Source organism: Variovorax sp. 20P10.2.4 (assembly GCF_058244205.1).
This window is the reverse complement of sequence record NZ_JBZAYE010000002.1, coordinates 26,113-40,505: the sequence shown is the minus strand read 5'-3', so window position 1 is coordinate 40,505 and position 14,393 is coordinate 26,113. Positions and strand designations below refer to the sequence as shown.

Annotated in this window: 13 protein-coding genes; all 13 read right to left on the bottom strand. The window is 53.9% G+C overall.

Features of this window, described 5'->3' with window-relative positions:
• Positions 1 to 33 precede the first annotated feature (33 nt).
• The 13 genes from AC27VN_RS00480 to AC27VN_RS00420 all read right to left on the bottom strand — a co-directional run bounded on the left by AC27VN_RS00480 (position 34) and on the right by AC27VN_RS00420 (position 14,380).
• Positions 34 to 2,286 carry a polysaccharide biosynthesis tyrosine autokinase gene (locus AC27VN_RS00480; protein ID WP_490875219.1) on the bottom strand — a complete coding sequence of 751 codons (2,253 nt, stop codon included), beginning with the start codon at positions 2,284 to 2,286 and terminating at the stop codon, positions 34 to 36.
• Complete coding sequence (locus AC27VN_RS00475) at positions 2,283 to 2,717, bottom strand: low molecular weight protein-tyrosine-phosphatase (protein WP_490875218.1); 435 nt, start codon at positions 2,715 to 2,717, stop codon at positions 2,283 to 2,285. Before AC27VN_RS00475 ends, AC27VN_RS00480 begins: the two co-directional genes overlap by 4 nt.
• A 297-nt stretch (positions 2,718 to 3,014) precedes the next feature.
• On the bottom strand, positions 3,015 to 4,202 hold the full coding sequence (locus tag AC27VN_RS00470) for a DegT/DnrJ/EryC1/StrS family aminotransferase (RefSeq protein WP_490875217.1): 1,188 nt from the start codon (positions 4,200 to 4,202) through the stop codon (positions 3,015 to 3,017).
• Positions 4,203 to 4,208: 6 nt separating this feature from the next.
• Positions 4,209 to 4,868, bottom strand: a complete 660-nt coding sequence (locus AC27VN_RS00465; protein ID WP_490875216.1) for a NeuD/PglB/VioB family sugar acetyltransferase — start codon at positions 4,866 to 4,868, stop codon at positions 4,209 to 4,211.
• The gene (locus tag AC27VN_RS00460; RefSeq protein ID WP_490875215.1) at positions 4,865 to 5,470 is read right to left on the bottom strand and encodes a sugar transferase; all 606 of its coding nucleotides are present in this window, start codon (positions 5,468 to 5,470) and stop codon (positions 4,865 to 4,867) included. Before AC27VN_RS00460 ends, AC27VN_RS00465 begins: the two co-directional genes overlap by 4 nt.
• A 7-nt stretch (positions 5,471 to 5,477) precedes the next feature.
• Positions 5,478 to 6,701: a glycosyltransferase family 4 protein gene (locus AC27VN_RS00455; RefSeq protein ID WP_490875214.1), complete on the bottom strand. Its 1,224-nt coding sequence runs from the start codon at positions 6,699 to 6,701 to the stop codon at positions 5,478 to 5,480.
• 3 nt (positions 6,702 to 6,704) lie between these two features.
• Positions 6,705 to 7,841: a non-hydrolyzing UDP-N-acetylglucosamine 2-epimerase gene (gene wecB, locus AC27VN_RS00450; protein ID WP_490875213.1), complete on the bottom strand. Its 1,137-nt coding sequence runs from the start codon at positions 7,839 to 7,841 to the stop codon at positions 6,705 to 6,707.
• Positions 7,842 to 7,865: 24 nt separating this feature from the next.
• Complete coding sequence (wbjC, locus tag AC27VN_RS00445) at positions 7,866 to 8,993, bottom strand: UDP-2-acetamido-2,6-beta-L-arabino-hexul-4-ose reductase (protein ID WP_490875212.1); 1,128 nt, start codon at positions 8,991 to 8,993, stop codon at positions 7,866 to 7,868.
• Positions 8,994 to 8,997: 4 nt separating this feature from the next.
• Positions 8,998 to 10,044 carry a polysaccharide biosynthesis protein gene (locus tag AC27VN_RS00440; RefSeq protein ID WP_490875211.1) on the bottom strand — a complete coding sequence of 349 codons (1,047 nt, stop codon included), beginning with the start codon at positions 10,042 to 10,044 and terminating at the stop codon, positions 8,998 to 9,000.
• Positions 10,045 to 10,047: 3 nt separating this feature from the next.
• A complete protein-coding gene (locus AC27VN_RS00435; protein ID WP_490875210.1) occupies positions 10,048 to 10,587 on the bottom strand; it encodes an acyltransferase in 540 nt (179 codons plus the stop codon).
• A 15-nt stretch (positions 10,588 to 10,602) separates the two neighbouring features.
• A complete protein-coding gene (locus AC27VN_RS00430) occupies positions 10,603 to 11,742 on the bottom strand; it encodes a glycosyltransferase family 4 protein (protein ID WP_490875209.1) in 1,140 nt (379 codons plus the stop codon).
• 82 nt (positions 11,743 to 11,824) lie between these two features.
• Positions 11,825 to 13,063 carry an O-antigen ligase family protein gene (locus AC27VN_RS00425; protein WP_490875208.1) on the bottom strand — a complete coding sequence of 413 codons (1,239 nt, stop codon included), beginning with the start codon at positions 13,061 to 13,063 and terminating at the stop codon, positions 11,825 to 11,827.
• Between the two features lie 21 nt (positions 13,064 to 13,084).
• Positions 13,085 to 14,380 carry a glycosyltransferase family protein gene (locus AC27VN_RS00420; protein ID WP_490875207.1) on the bottom strand — a complete coding sequence of 432 codons (1,296 nt, stop codon included), beginning with the start codon at positions 14,378 to 14,380 and terminating at the stop codon, positions 13,085 to 13,087.
• Positions 14,381 to 14,393 lie beyond the last annotated feature (13 nt).

The window sequence follows — 14,393 nt, the reverse complement described above, 5'->3', positions numbered from 1 at the left end:
TGGGTACCCCTTGCCTCCCCTTCGAGCTCTCTGTCAGCCTGCCTGCTTGTATTTGTATTCCGTATAGCGGTAGCCGCCGTACTTGTATCCATAGCTACCATAGTGCCTGCGTGTCAGGTCCATTCCGTTGAAGACCACCCCGCTTACACGCTGGTTGGCATGAGCAAGCCGTTTCACGCTTTCGCTCAATTCGCCGAGTTGCGTCAAACCGTCGCGGGCGACCAGCAGAATCGCGCCAACATGAGCCGACACTGCCGCTGCGTCTGCAGCGACAAGAACCGGAGGGCTGTCGATTACAACCAGGTCATATCGCTCCGAGGCCCCGTCCAGGATGTCTCCCATTGCAGACGACAACATCATGTTGGCCGGATTGAATGGATAGTTCCCAGTTGTCAGAACATCGAGGTTCGGAAGTACATTCGCATGAATAGCTTGCTCAAAAGCCATGTCGCCGGCCAAAACATCTGCAAGACCGCCTTGGCGGGATAGGCCAAAAGACTTGTTGATGTGCCCCTTACGCAAGTCCGCATCGATCAGCAGCACGCGTTTGCCGGCCTGCGCCATGATGACCGCGTAGTTACTCGACACGAAGCTTTTGCCGACACCGGGCGTTGCTCCAGTCACCAGCACCCGATTGCTTCCAGATTCCATCAAAGCGAGCTGTAGCGAAATTCGTAAATTTCTCAAACTCTCGATCGCAAGGCTTTCCGGTGCCGTCACCGCGAGAACCTGAGCCCCCCCGGCCCCGGTTGCGATCAACTGAAGCAGCGCGTCTTGCTCGAGCGCTTGAGGCACCACTGAGTACACGCTTAATCCCAGACGATCTTCGATCTCCTGCGGATTGTGAATGCCGCTGGCCATCTTGCTGCGAACGATTGCTAATGCAATACCGGACAGCAAACCCAACACCAGCGACAGGGCAACAATTAGAGGTTTCTGCGGCTTTACAGCTCTCTTGGGCTCAACAGCCTTGTCAAGCAGACGAACATTTCCGACTTTCCCCTCTTTCACGAGACGCAACTGAAGTGAACTATTGAGCAGCGATTTATAGAGTTCACCATTTACACGCACATCTCTCTCGAGACGCAACGCATCGCGCTGAAGTACAGGCATTGCGCTTACGCGACGATCTACGCCATCAAGTTCATGGCGAAAGGCTGCTATCTGACCGTCAACGACGCGAACCTTAGGGTTTGTCTCGGTAAAACGAGAAAGAAGATCGCGACGAAGCTGCTCCGACTCAAGCAGCTTGGTCTGCAGCTGCACCGCTTGGCCAAGGATTGCCTTGGCTTCTTCATCAAAGGCAATTGTTCCATTCTTGTTTCTGAAGTCTGCGTAAGCATCTTCTGAATTTTCAAGCTGCTTCTTGAAGTCAGGTAGTTGGCTGTCAAGGAACTGAAGGGTCTTCTCCGCTTCCGCTGCCTTGCGGTCCACGTTCTGGCGTACGTACTGCGCCCCAATTTCGTCGAGAATGCGACGCAGCCGGTCGCGGTCACTGTCCTCCAGTGTTGCACTGATCACGTTGGACTGTTTGCCCTGCTCGCTGAGCTGAACGCGCCTTTGCAAATCCTCTGTCGTAGCGAGCAGCGAAGCACGCGATACGAGAAACTGCGCGCCAGGCTTCCCCTCGAGTTGCGACACAAGCAACGCCAAGGGACCTGAGGACAACTGCTTCGTCAGAATTTTTCCGACATCCCCTGTGATTGGCTCGTCGAGATCAGGATGCGTGAGAATGTATTGATCGTTGGGTTGAACCGTAATCGTAAAGGGCGCTTGGTCCTCGAAAACTGGAGGCACATCAAATTTTGCAATGCTGATGGCCTCTTTGCCGGAAACATAGCCACTCATCCCGAGAAAACCAGGCTCCGAGATTCCCTTGGCACGCCGCGCAAGCCATTCCCCGAATATTGGAATATAGCGCGGCCGCGCGTTTATGTAGAGGCGCGTCGCCTCAACTGCGCCACCCATGATCATTCGCGATCGAATAATCTGAATCTCGCCAGAAGCAGGCGTTTTTACATCGAACAGATTGGCAGTATCACCAAGGAAATTCTTTGCATCCGGAGCGGAGTCTTCGACCTGGATCAAGAGGTTGGATTGATAGATGGGCGTAGAAAGCAGTGCATACGCCACACCGAGCGCAACTGCGATGCTAGTGATGCCAGCAACCAACCATCTGCGATCAATGAGAATGTCCAAATATTCCGACAGTCGAACAACGTCGTCGTCATGAGAAGACGCCGTTGCACTAGTGAGCGAAGCGGATGAATTAGCAAGGGCGTTCATGAAAGTTTCTTGATGCGCTCGACCCAGGCTGTCGCGCCGGCATCGATGAGTTTCAGGGCTTGGTCGAAGGCGGGCTGGCCCAAGCGATAGGGATCTGGGATATCCACACGGGCAACCTCGCCCAGGCGGAACAACTTGCCACGGGCGAATGGGTGACGCTGGTTGATGTGTTGGCGCTGCTCTTCATCCATGACCAAGATCAAGTCCGCTTCCTTGCACATGACGCCGGTCAATTGGCGCGCGCGATGGGCTTCGATATCGAGACCGCGCTCGGCCATCAGGGTTCGCGCCAAAGGATCTGCCGGCTGTCCAACCAGAGCACCAATACCAGCGGACGTCACATTCAAGTGCGGTAACTCCGCAGCGATCAGCGCTTCCCCCATTGGGCTACGACAAATATTGCCAATGCACACAACTAGTACGGATCTCATGATCTACGAAAACCCGTTTGGTTAGAAATGGCTTGCGGCCGTATAAACAAAATCACGCTACTCTCTTCCCTTGTTCCATATTTTATTTCTTCACCGACACACATTGACATCTAGAAACAAAAATGCCTCGAGCAACCATCTAGGCAGATACCACAATTCTTACCGAAACAAGCCGTCGCCATTGCCTCTAAAAAAGTAGTTTTTGCAACGCAACAACGGCAAAGCAAGAACGACAGCAGTCGCCTTGCGCCCCTGTTGCCGATACTGGCCCAAAGAGCACTCAGCGACATACGCGGTTCAAGCAGTTGCCTCTTCCAGCACGTGCGAGATCACGCTGCAACTCTTGTCAATCTCGACGGACGTCAAGGTTGGGTGCACCAGGAACATCAGGCTTGTTTCGCCAAGCTCACGCGCAACAGGTAGTGGCTGCGCTGGCCGCCAGTTCGTGCCGTCGAACGCACGCTCCAGATACACCTCGGAGCAGGATCCCTGGTAGCAGGGTACCCCGTTGTCCTGGATAGCATCGATGATACGGTCGCGCGTCCAGCCTTGAGCCAAGCTCTCTGGCCGCACATACAAGTAGCATTTGTAGTGCGCATGCACGCTGCCAACCGCCTCGTGGCTCGCAAAATCGGGAACCCGCACTGCAACATGGGGGCGGGCCGCATTCCACAACGCTTCTGCATGGCGCCTGCGAAGCGCCGTCCACCCGGTCATCCGCTCCAATTGAATGCGACCAATGACGGCTTGGATCTCAAGCATGCGCCAATTGGTGCCAAAGCTTTCGTGCAGCCAGCGAAAACCTGGCGGATGCTTGCGCTCATACACGGCCTCGAAGCTCTTGCCATGGTCCTTGTACTCCCACATGACGCGCCACAACGATTCATCATTGGTAGTGACCATGCCACCTTCTCCCCCCGTGGTCATGATCTTGTCCTGGCAGAACGACCAAGCTCCCGCATGCCCGATGGAACCGACAGAACGCCCCTTGTAGCGGGTACCATGCGCTTGGGCACAGTCTTCGATTACCTTGAAGCCGTGCTTATCTGCCAATGCCGTGATCGGATCCATGTCGCAAGGCCAACCCGCCAAGTGCACGCAAATGACAGCCTTGGTGCGCAGCGTTACAACCCGCTCGATAGTTTCCGCGGAAAGGTTACCGCTTTGGGCTTCTACATCCGCAAACACCGGCGTCGCCCCTGCATTCACCACGCAAGACACGCTGGCGATAAAGGTGCGCGGCGTGACGATCACCTCGTCGCCGGGTCCGATGCCCATACCCTTCAGGATCACATCCAGAGCCAGCGTTCCATTGGCCAGCGCCAGTGCATGCGAGGTGCCCGTCCAGGCAGCAAACTCCTTTTCAAACGCGCGGCATTCCTGGCCTGTCCAATAGTTGACCTTATTGGACAGAAGTACACGCTGCACGGCGTCGGCTTCGTCAGCAGTGAAGCTCGGCCAGGGGGAGAAGGGAGTGTTCAGCACAGGAGATCAACCTTTGAGAAATTGTTTGGCCGGATTTCCGACCACAGTGGTGCCGGGAGCCACGTCGCGCGTCACGACAGCCCCCATGCCGATCACCGCGCCTCGACCGATGACCAGAGGTTGGCCTGGCTTGCCTTGCTTGATGACCGCCCCGGTTCCGATATAGGCGTGATCCTCGACAACGACGTTGCCATTGCACTTCACGCCGGGGGCAAAGGTCACGAAATCGCCAATGACGCAGTCATGCGCAACATAGCTATATATGTTGGCGTGAAAGTGCCGCCCGATCCGAAGATTCGAGGTAAGCATGGCAAAGGGGCTCAATATGGCACCGTGCCCTAAAGCCGCATCGTCGAGAATCACCACATTGGCGGCAACTACCTTCCACGGCAGCACTTGGTCCACCGCGCAGCGAGCGGCCAATTCTTCTCGCACCGTGCTATTGGCAATGGCGAGCACCGCATGCCGTGAGCTGGCTTCGATCTGCACGAACTCCGTATAGCTGAGCACGCGTTGACCGTTGATCGTCTTCGCCTCGCAGTTGTCATCAATAAACACCAGTTGCTCGGCCGATACACCTTGGCGCCTCAACTGCTCGCGCGCCAAGGGCATCACCTCTCGGCCATAGCCGCTCGCGCCATAAACCGCGAAAAGGGGCAGCGTCATCGTTTGTCTCCAGCTTCTGAGCCCACGAATCTAGGCATTGTTGCTTCTCCTACCGCGCTGATCCCGTCACGCACAAGCACCTTGCGCACCGTCAACCACAGGATCTTGATATCCAGCCAGAACGAGCGATTGTCGACGTACCAGACATCGAGCTTGAACTTCTCCTCCCAGCTCAGTGCATTGCGCCCGTTGACCTGGGCCCAGCCGGTGATACCAGGGCGCACCTCATGGCGGCGGGCTTGCTCTGAGGAGTAGAGCGGCAGATAGTCAATCAGCAGCGGACGCGGTCCGACAAGGCTCATCTCACCCTTGAGCACGTTCCAGAGTTCGGGTAACTCATCAAGACTGCTGGCACGCAGGAAGCGGCCAAACGGAGTCAGGCGGTCTGCGTCTGGCAGAAGCTCGCCGCCCGCGCCACGCATATCGGTCATCGTGCGGAACTTGACCATATTGAAGGGACGCCCACCCAGCCCTGGCCGCATCTGGTGAAAGAATGCAGGGCTACCCAGCTTGCGGCGCACCTGCCATGTCAGGAACAACAGCGGAAGGCCGAAGAGCAGCAATGCGAAGCATGCAAGCATCATGTCAAAAAAACGCTTCATTGCTACCTCACCCAGCTGCCAACCGTTTGAAGATGGCACCGAACCTAGAGACGCCGACCTGCAAGGACATTTGCTCTCGGTAGTAGCGCTGCGCTTGACGTCCCATGGTGGCCAGGGCATCGGCAGGCATCGCCGCCAGCGCTTCCGCCGCGTCGGCGAGCGACTGGGCATTTTCGGATTCAACGACCACGCCACCGCCCGAGTGCGAAATCAACGCTGCCGCATCGCCGTCAACCGCCATCAACAGCGGCTTGCCCACGGCCATATAGGCCTGCGTCTTGGAAGGAATCGTGATCTCGAACAACGAATCCTTGCGTAGATGGACCAGCAAAACCTCGGCTGCATTCAACAAGGCGCCCACTTCCGACATCGGCACTGGGGGTAGAAAAATCGCATTGTCCAATTGCAGATCGATGGCCCGCTGCTTGAGCCGAGCCGCCTCGACGCCACCGCCCAGCAGCACGAAACACACCCGGGCGTTGCGCGCTTGCAGGAGAGCAGCCGCATCGAGCACGGTATCCAGCGCCTGAGCCTTGCCCATGTTCCCTGCAAACAGGACGCGGAGTCGCTCCGGCCCCGGAAAGCTCGCGGGAGGATGACCCTGGGGCGAACCGAGTGCAACCTCATCGGCCCAGTTGTAGACCACTTCCACTTTGACGTCGGGGACGCCGCGCTGAGACAACAGACGCTTAAAGCCCGGTGAAAGCACCGCGATGTAGTCGACACGCCGATACACCCACTGGCACACCGAAGCTACCACGCTCAAGGCCCGGGGGTTGCTGATCATGCCGGTGGCACGTAAGGTATCTGGCCACATGTCCTGGATGTCGTAGACCACTGGGACACGCCGCAAGAGCCGCAACAGCCCTGCCGTGATCCCGATGGTGAGCGGCGGATGGTATGCATAGATCACATCGGGCCGCCGCGCCATGAGCAACCCATAGACGAACGACGATGCGGCAAAGCTCGCGTAGTTCAGCACCCGCTTGATCGCGGACTGGTCGTGATTGGGATAGAGAGGGACGCGAGTCACCTGCACACCGTCAATCACTTCACGCTGCAGCAGCTTGATTCGGTAGCCCGGGTATACCTTTCCGCTCGGGTAGTTAGGAAAGCCCGTCAGCACTTCGACCTCAAAACCCTGGCGCACCAATTCGCGGGCGAACACGATGCCCTTGAAAGTCGGCTCGGGATCGAACCACTGCGTAAGCAACAGCACGCGAATTGCCATGCTTCAGTACTTCTTCCAGACCACGCGATTCACGTAGTCGGTGTAGCTGTGGACGATGCGCAGCACCTTGTCCGACACGTTGGGCATGCTGTAGTCCGCCACCAGGCGCAGGCTGCGTACCTCCCCCTTCGGCTGACTTTTCAGAATCGCGAGTCCCTGACGCACGCGGTCAAGTTCGAGTCCCACCATCATGACCGAGGTCTCCTCCATTCCTTCGGGCCGCTCATGTGCTTCGCGAAGATTCAGCGCCGGAAAATTGAGAATCGACGATTCCTCGTTGATCGTGCCGCTGTCGGAGAGCGTGACGCGCGCCGATAGTTGCAGCTTGACGTAGTCATGAAAGCCCAGCGGCTTCAACAAGCGCACCTGCCTGTGAAACCGCGCTCCCGTCGCATCGATGCGCTTTTGCGTGCGCGGATGGGTAGAGACGACGACCGGCAAGTCATGGTCCTCGGCCACGGCATTCAGAATTGCCACCAGCTTCGCAAAGGACTGCGGCGACTCGATGTTCTCCTCGCGATGGGCGCTCACCACGAAGTAATGCTCTGGCTGCAAACCCAAACGCTCGAGCACATCGGAGGATTCGATGCGCGGACGATAGTGCGTCAACACCTCGAACATCGGGCTGCCGGTCTTGATGACAAGATCCGGCGGCAGTCCCTCACGCAAGAGATAGTCGCGCGCGATGGCGCTGTAGGTCAGATTGATATCCGCTGTGTGGTCCACGATGCGGCGATTGGTTTCTTCGGGAACGCGCTGGTCGAAGCAGCGGTTTCCCGCCTCCATATGAAAGATTGGAATCTTGCGGCGCTTGGCCGGAATCACGGAAAGGCAGCTATTGGTGTCGCCAAGCACCAGCATCGCCTCTGGCTGTACCTCACCCAGAACCTGGTCTACCGCGATGATGAGGTTACCGATAGTGTGCGCAGCGCTGGTGGCATTTGCCGCGCTGTTCAGAAAGTGGTCGGGCTTGCGTACGCCCAGGTCGTCGAAGAAGACTTGGTTGAGTTCGTAGTCATAGTTCTGGCCGGTATGCACCAGCACATGGTCGCAATATTCGTCGAGCCGAGCCAGCACGCGCGAAAGGCGAATGATTTCGGGCCGTGTGCCGACCACGGTCAGGACTTTGAGTTTTTTCATTGAAGTAGCTCCAAGGTCCCCGAGCTATAGCGGGCAAACGAAGGTATCCGGTCGCGCACGGTCGAACACTTCATTGGCCCACAGCATGACAACCATTTCCTCGGCACCGATGTTCGTGATGTCGTGCGTCCAACCGGGAACGGTCTCGACGATCTCCGACTTGTCGCCGGCGGTCAGCAATTCATGAGTTTCGCCAGTCAGCATATGCCGAAATTTGAAACGCGCACGCCCTTTGATGACCAGAAACTTTTCGGTCTTGCTGTGATGGTAGTGGCCGCCCCGTGTGATGCCCGGATGCGCGGTAAAGAACGAGAACTGACCTGCATCAGGCGTCTTCAGCATCTCGACGAACACGCCGCGCGCGTCTCCATGCTGCGGTACCGTGTACGCGAACGACTCAGGCGGCAAGTAGCTGACATAGGTCGAATAGAGAGCTCGTGTCAGCCCCTTTCCCACGCGCTCTGTCATGAGAGTGTCGCGACTGCCCTTGAACGACTGGACCTGCCGCGCCAGTTCGCCCACCGTGGTCGTGTATTGCGGAGCGACAGTGGCGAAGCCATCCGCATCCACCATTGCGTCCGCACCATCCATCAACTGGACGAAGCGCTCGATGACATCGTCTATGTACACCAATGTGACTGCCGCTGCCGGGTCGTTGACTTGGATGGGGATGTCGCGCGCGATGTTGTGGCAAAACGTGGCCACGGCGGAGTTGTAGTTCGGCCGACACCACTTGCCGAACACATTGGGCAAACGGAAGACATGCACGGGAACGCCAAGGTCGAGCGATACAGCCCGCAGCGCTTCCTCCGCATTGCGCTTGCTACTGCCATAAGGATTTTCGCGTGACGCCTGGGTCGAAGATGTGTAGACAATCGGCACCTTCTTGCCAGTTGCTTCCGCCAAGGCACCCACGGCGCGACACAGGCTCTGAGTGAGCCCCGCATTTCCCGTGGCGAATTCCTGCGGATCTTGCGGACGATTGACTCCTGCCAGATGAAATACGAAGTCCACGTCCTGGAGCAATACCGACAGTTCCTCCACGCTGTTATCGCGGGTAAAGCAGGTCGTCTGCACGTCCTCGCGCTCGGCCAGGTGAAGCCGTAGATTCCTGCCAACGAATCCGTCGGCTCCGGTGATCAACACCTTCATTGTCTCAGCCCTCTGCTTCAGCGGGTTCGCCGCGCGCAATTCGCTGCATGAAGTCAAGCTTGAGCAACAGCTTCTTCATGCCTTCCACGTCCAGGCGGGTGGTGTTGTGCGAGTTGTAATCCTCACCGTGCGTGCTGCGAGTGATACGCTGCTCCCCCTGCTCCACGTACTTGGCGTAGTTCAGGTCACGACCGTCGGGCGGCACACGGTAGTACCCGCCCTGATCTTCAGCACAAGCCATCTCCTCCCGGCTCAGGAGTGCCTCATAGAGCTTCTCGCCATGGCGTGTACCGATCTCGCGGACTTCGTGGTCAGGCCTGCGCATCAATTCCAGGATGGCCTGCGTGAGTACGTGCACAGTAGCTGCCGGAGCCTTTTGCACAAAGATATCGCCATTGTTGCCGTGCTCGAAAGCGTGCAGCACCAGCTCGACGGCATCTTCCAGCGTCATCATGAAGCGGGTCATCGTTGGATCCGTGACGGTAATAGGCTTTCCCGCTAGGACCTGCTGCACGAACAGTGGAATCACCGAACCGCGGGAGGCCATAACATTACCGTAGCGAGTGCCGCAAATGACGGTCTGCGTACTCTCCAGATTTCGACTCGCGGCGACCATGACTTTTTCCATCATCGCCTTGCTGATACCCATTGCATTAATGGGATAGACCGCTTTGTCAGTACTCAGGCAAACTACCCGCTTGACTCCTGCAGCAATCGCGGCCTCCAAAATATTTTCAGTGCCGATCACATTTGTAAGCACCGCCTGCATTGGATGAAATTCGCAAGAAGGCACCTGCTTCAAAGCCGCCGCGTGAAAAACAAAATCGGCGCCGCGCATGGCGGCCGCAACACTGCGAGGATGACGAACGTCCCCGATATAAAACTTCAACTTTGGATGATTATAGCGCTTGCGCATGTCATCCTGTTTTTTTTCGTCGCGACTAAAAATACGAATTTCCCCGATATCCGTATCTACAAACCGCTTGAGCACAGCATTCCCAAAGGAGCCAGTGCCCCCCGAGATCAATAACACTTTATTTGAAAAATACATCTATCAATCCCCAAGAGGAGCACAATACTCCCCAAGAATCGCAGCACCATTCAGCATGGCATCGTGCATTTGAATATCTTCTTGCGCTTCGAACCTGTTTCTTATTTTTCTCGCCGGAACGCCCCCATGAATTTCAAAGGACGGGATATTTTTCGTAACAATCGAACCCGCCGCAACGATCGACCCCCGTCCGATTCTCGTTCCGGCCATCACGATGACCCCTTGACCAATCCAAACATCAGCCTCGATAACTGTAGGCTCCAACGTGGGGCGCCCGGAAAAAATCATAGGAACACCTGGAATGTCAAATCGATGATCCTTTCCAGTTATCACGACCCTGGGCCCCAACATCACATATTTTTCCAGCGTCACCTTGGGACATATATGGCATCCCGCAGCCATGAATCCGTATTCACCGGCAATCAAATCGCGGGAGACGGTGCTGCGCCCCGCCATGAAAAAAGTCGGATGAATCCCATGCAAGCTGTAAATTCGCCGCTTGCACCACATAATAATATGACGACGGATTTGATAAAGCGACATTGTTTCAAATCAATCTCAGGACAACAATGGACGGAGTGCACCAAAATTCTCATCCAAGACAGCTTCAATAGCCCTTGCATGGGCATCCGCCGTCCACCTTGCATCCAATTCCTTCTTAGCAGCGCTCCTGAATTCCTCGATATTCTCTCCCATGGCATGACAATCCAAAATGCATCTAGCCATGCTTTGTATCGATCCTTCCTCAAAAAGCATGCCCGTAATTCCCTGTTTTATGCATTCGGATTCTGGTGCCTGCTGCGTAATATCATCCGTGGTCACAACGGGGCGCCCATGCACAAGACTTTGAATTGCCGAAAGCCCCGCCCAGACAGGGATAACAGTCACCGAAATCAATTCATACGAAGCCTTGATCTGCCTAGAATCATAGGCAGATCCAGGCATGAATAACCGGACACCGAGCCGTTCCGCCTTTTTCTTTAATTCTTCGCGAGCAGGCCCTTCGCCGACCAGAAGCACCTCAAATTCATGACCTTGTTCGTTCAAAGCCGCAACCGCTTCGATAAGCAAATCCAGTCTCTTGACATGATTCAGCCGAACAATGGCCCCCACTTTCGGCGAATTATTTTTCGGAAGTTTTTCCAAAAACTGCTGAACTTCATGCTCGGGCATGAGCAAATCACCGCCTACTTTTGATTCTTGGCTATTTCCCACGACCCGAAGCTTCCTTCCTCCAAAACCATTTCGAGCCCCAAGCTCCACTCCCGTATGGCCATAAAGCATCAAGCCGTCTGCCAGCGAATAGAAAAAATTTCTGAAATACTTCTTGAGCCCCTTGTCGACTCGATGCCACCCGATAGTCCAGAAGAAAATTCTGGACCCAACGAATCTTCCAAGAAGGGCGCCAATCCAAGTCGAAAGGTATGAGGCGTTTCCTAAAAAAATCACACCATCATAACGCCCGCTCAAAATACGACCAGCCAAACCGTGCTGCCATAACAACGAGCCGATCCAACGATTGCGCAGCTCGAGGTATCCACCGACATCTTCCTGCGTCAAGCAAGGTATCGAACCATCCGGACTGGAGTTACCCGCCGCGAATTCGAAATCATATTTTTCAGAAAGCGACAATAATCTGAAAACCCCGTACCGGTAGTGTGGCAAATGAGGGTAGACGACAAGAATTCTTTTTTTCATTTTTTGATTCGCCCAAGTGCTTATATAACAGCCTTGAAGCACCTCTGCGTTCGCTGAACTTGATAGTTTCGATTAAATATTTTCAAGGCGAAAGGCGTGCATTCGCTCGCCATGCAAATAACAAAAAAACCGAGAACCAGAGCTCTGGCGCGACCAAGAACGTGCCGCTGAACATTAGCGATACCAGGGCGTAAATCAGCAGCACCACGATGATCGAGATTTTTTCATCGGTGCGTATGGCAAACCTGGTTCGCACAACGAGCAAGAAGAACATGGCAACGACCATCAGCAGGAGAACGAGGCCTCCGCTCAGAAGCAAATCCAAGACGACGTTATGCGCATATGGAGCTCCCAAATACTCGGAAAAGCCAAACAGTCCATAGCCTAGCAGAGGTCTCTCTGAGATAAGACTCAACGCCTTGAAGTAAATAACATCCCGCCCTGAGGACCCTTCCCAGTCGAGTTGGCCATCGCTCCCCAAAAATTGAAACGCTCTTTCAAGACCCGTTGAAGCAACATCGTTGCCAATTAAAAATGCGGGAAGATAAAATACACCAATCAAAAACAAGGCACCCAAAACGAAGAGCATTCGATTTTTATTGCGCCCCCCGATGGCCCCGTAGGAAATTAAGGGAATCAACAATATATACAGCAACACTAGAACCGTTGCGCCGCGCCCACCAGGGATAACGACCGACGCTAGCTGAAAAGGCAACACACAAATTCCGATGACCTGGTATGTTTTTGTATTTGCAAATTTAAATCTGCTTGGACTTTTTCCCAAAAACAAAAAATTCAGATTCAAACCAAATGCAATTGCCGCAATATACGACATGGTTTGATAACTCGCGCCCGCCACAGTCTCAAAACCAGATCCACTCAAAAAAGGAAGAACGACGGAGGCAAAACCTGATAAGGTAAAAAATATACCAACCAACTCAAAATATTTGAAACTTTTCGAGAGATCTTGGTTTTGAGCCAGGCAAAATCCGCACAGCATCGCCGGCAAAGACCACAACAAAAAGAACCCACCCGTCTTGAGTGCCTCATCTGAGGGTTCACCAGAAAAAAACGTTTCCAACAGAAACCATAAAAGCAGGCCCAGTGGGACCAAGAAGAGCCGCCCTTCAATCTTTCTAATCCCGCCTATGCGCAGCAAACGAAATGCATAGATGACAACGACAAGCATGGAAATTGCCACCGTATAGATCATGTATGCGGGGCTATCGGCCGAGCCTTCATAATTGAGCCCAAGAATGGACAATATCGAGAAGAAAAATTTCCCCCCCACCACTGCCAATACTAAAATTATATATTTCATTGAGACGCTCAGAATCGACGCTCAGGCTCGCTTATATGTTGCGAGCACGGATTTTGCAAAGACCTTCAAACGCCCCAATACGAGGTCGAGCAGTCCCCGGGAAAATATTCTTTCGTTCTTATAGTGAAAGTACGTGAAATTGGCTCGATCGAATTTCAGTGCCAAATCCTCGACCACGGATCGAAGATCATGATTTCTTATCACGTAGTCTCTGCAAGATTGACCTAGACCGGCCGGATTTTCTTGATAAAGATCCACCACCGCCTTGAAAGAATTTCGCCTGTCTGCATCATAATATTCCTCGACGGCAACATCAAATCCTTCCGCATCCGGAAGCCAAACATAGCGAAGAAGATCCTTTTTGAAAAATTCGTACTGAGTTGGCCCAGGAACCATCACGGCCGGCTTTCCTCTCGCAGCGAATTCAAGAATCGAAGTCCCCATCGAAAATCCGACATCGATTTCTTCTGCGATATATCGAGAAAGTGCATCTTTTTCGACCCTCCCCAGCATTCGAATTTCGAAACTCGAGAATTTCAATATTTCATCAACGGCAGATCCTTCGCCGATGACATGAAAAACGACTTTGACATTCTTCTCGAAAGAGAACCGATCGACATCCGACAGCAACAAATTCAATAACGGAATTTTGTCCGAATCGAGACGACTGATCCAACCGACATTGAGGACAGAGGGTTCTGAGCGAGAGCATCCACTCGTCTCCTCTTGCCGCCCCCCCTTTCTTGCCGGAGAAATAAATCCCGGACCGTCCTCTACAGGCAACGCGATAGGGAGGTACAAAGGAGATGCGCGGAAATTAAAAAAATCCTTGTTGATCGAGTAATTTTTTCGACACATGAAGTACAAGGCATTTTTTTCGGTTAGAAAATCGATCATCGAAGCAATTTTCGATATATGAGTCGATTCCACTTTCCGGAAAAACCACTTCACTTTCGAATTCATGGCTTTCTTATAAAAATAAGAAAACGCCGTATTTTCTATGAGATTGTACGGATGCAGATCCCAGAACGCCATTCTGGTTTCCTGATGAGGTATCAGGTGACCTTCGAATCTAAAAATCATCGAAAGTGACAAGAGCAAAAAATCTTTAGGGCTACAAGAGAACTGTCCGGTCTTTTCGAGGCAAACGTGCAAGAACTCGACTCTTTGAGCTTTCAGATAATCGCTTATATATCCACCATCAAAGTCCACAACCACGATTGCGAATCCCTTGGATGCAAGGGCCTCCGCAATTCTCGCAAAAAGCATCTGAGCCCCGCCCACTCCTTTACTTGGATAGAAAAATACGAGCCTCATGTATTTTCGATCT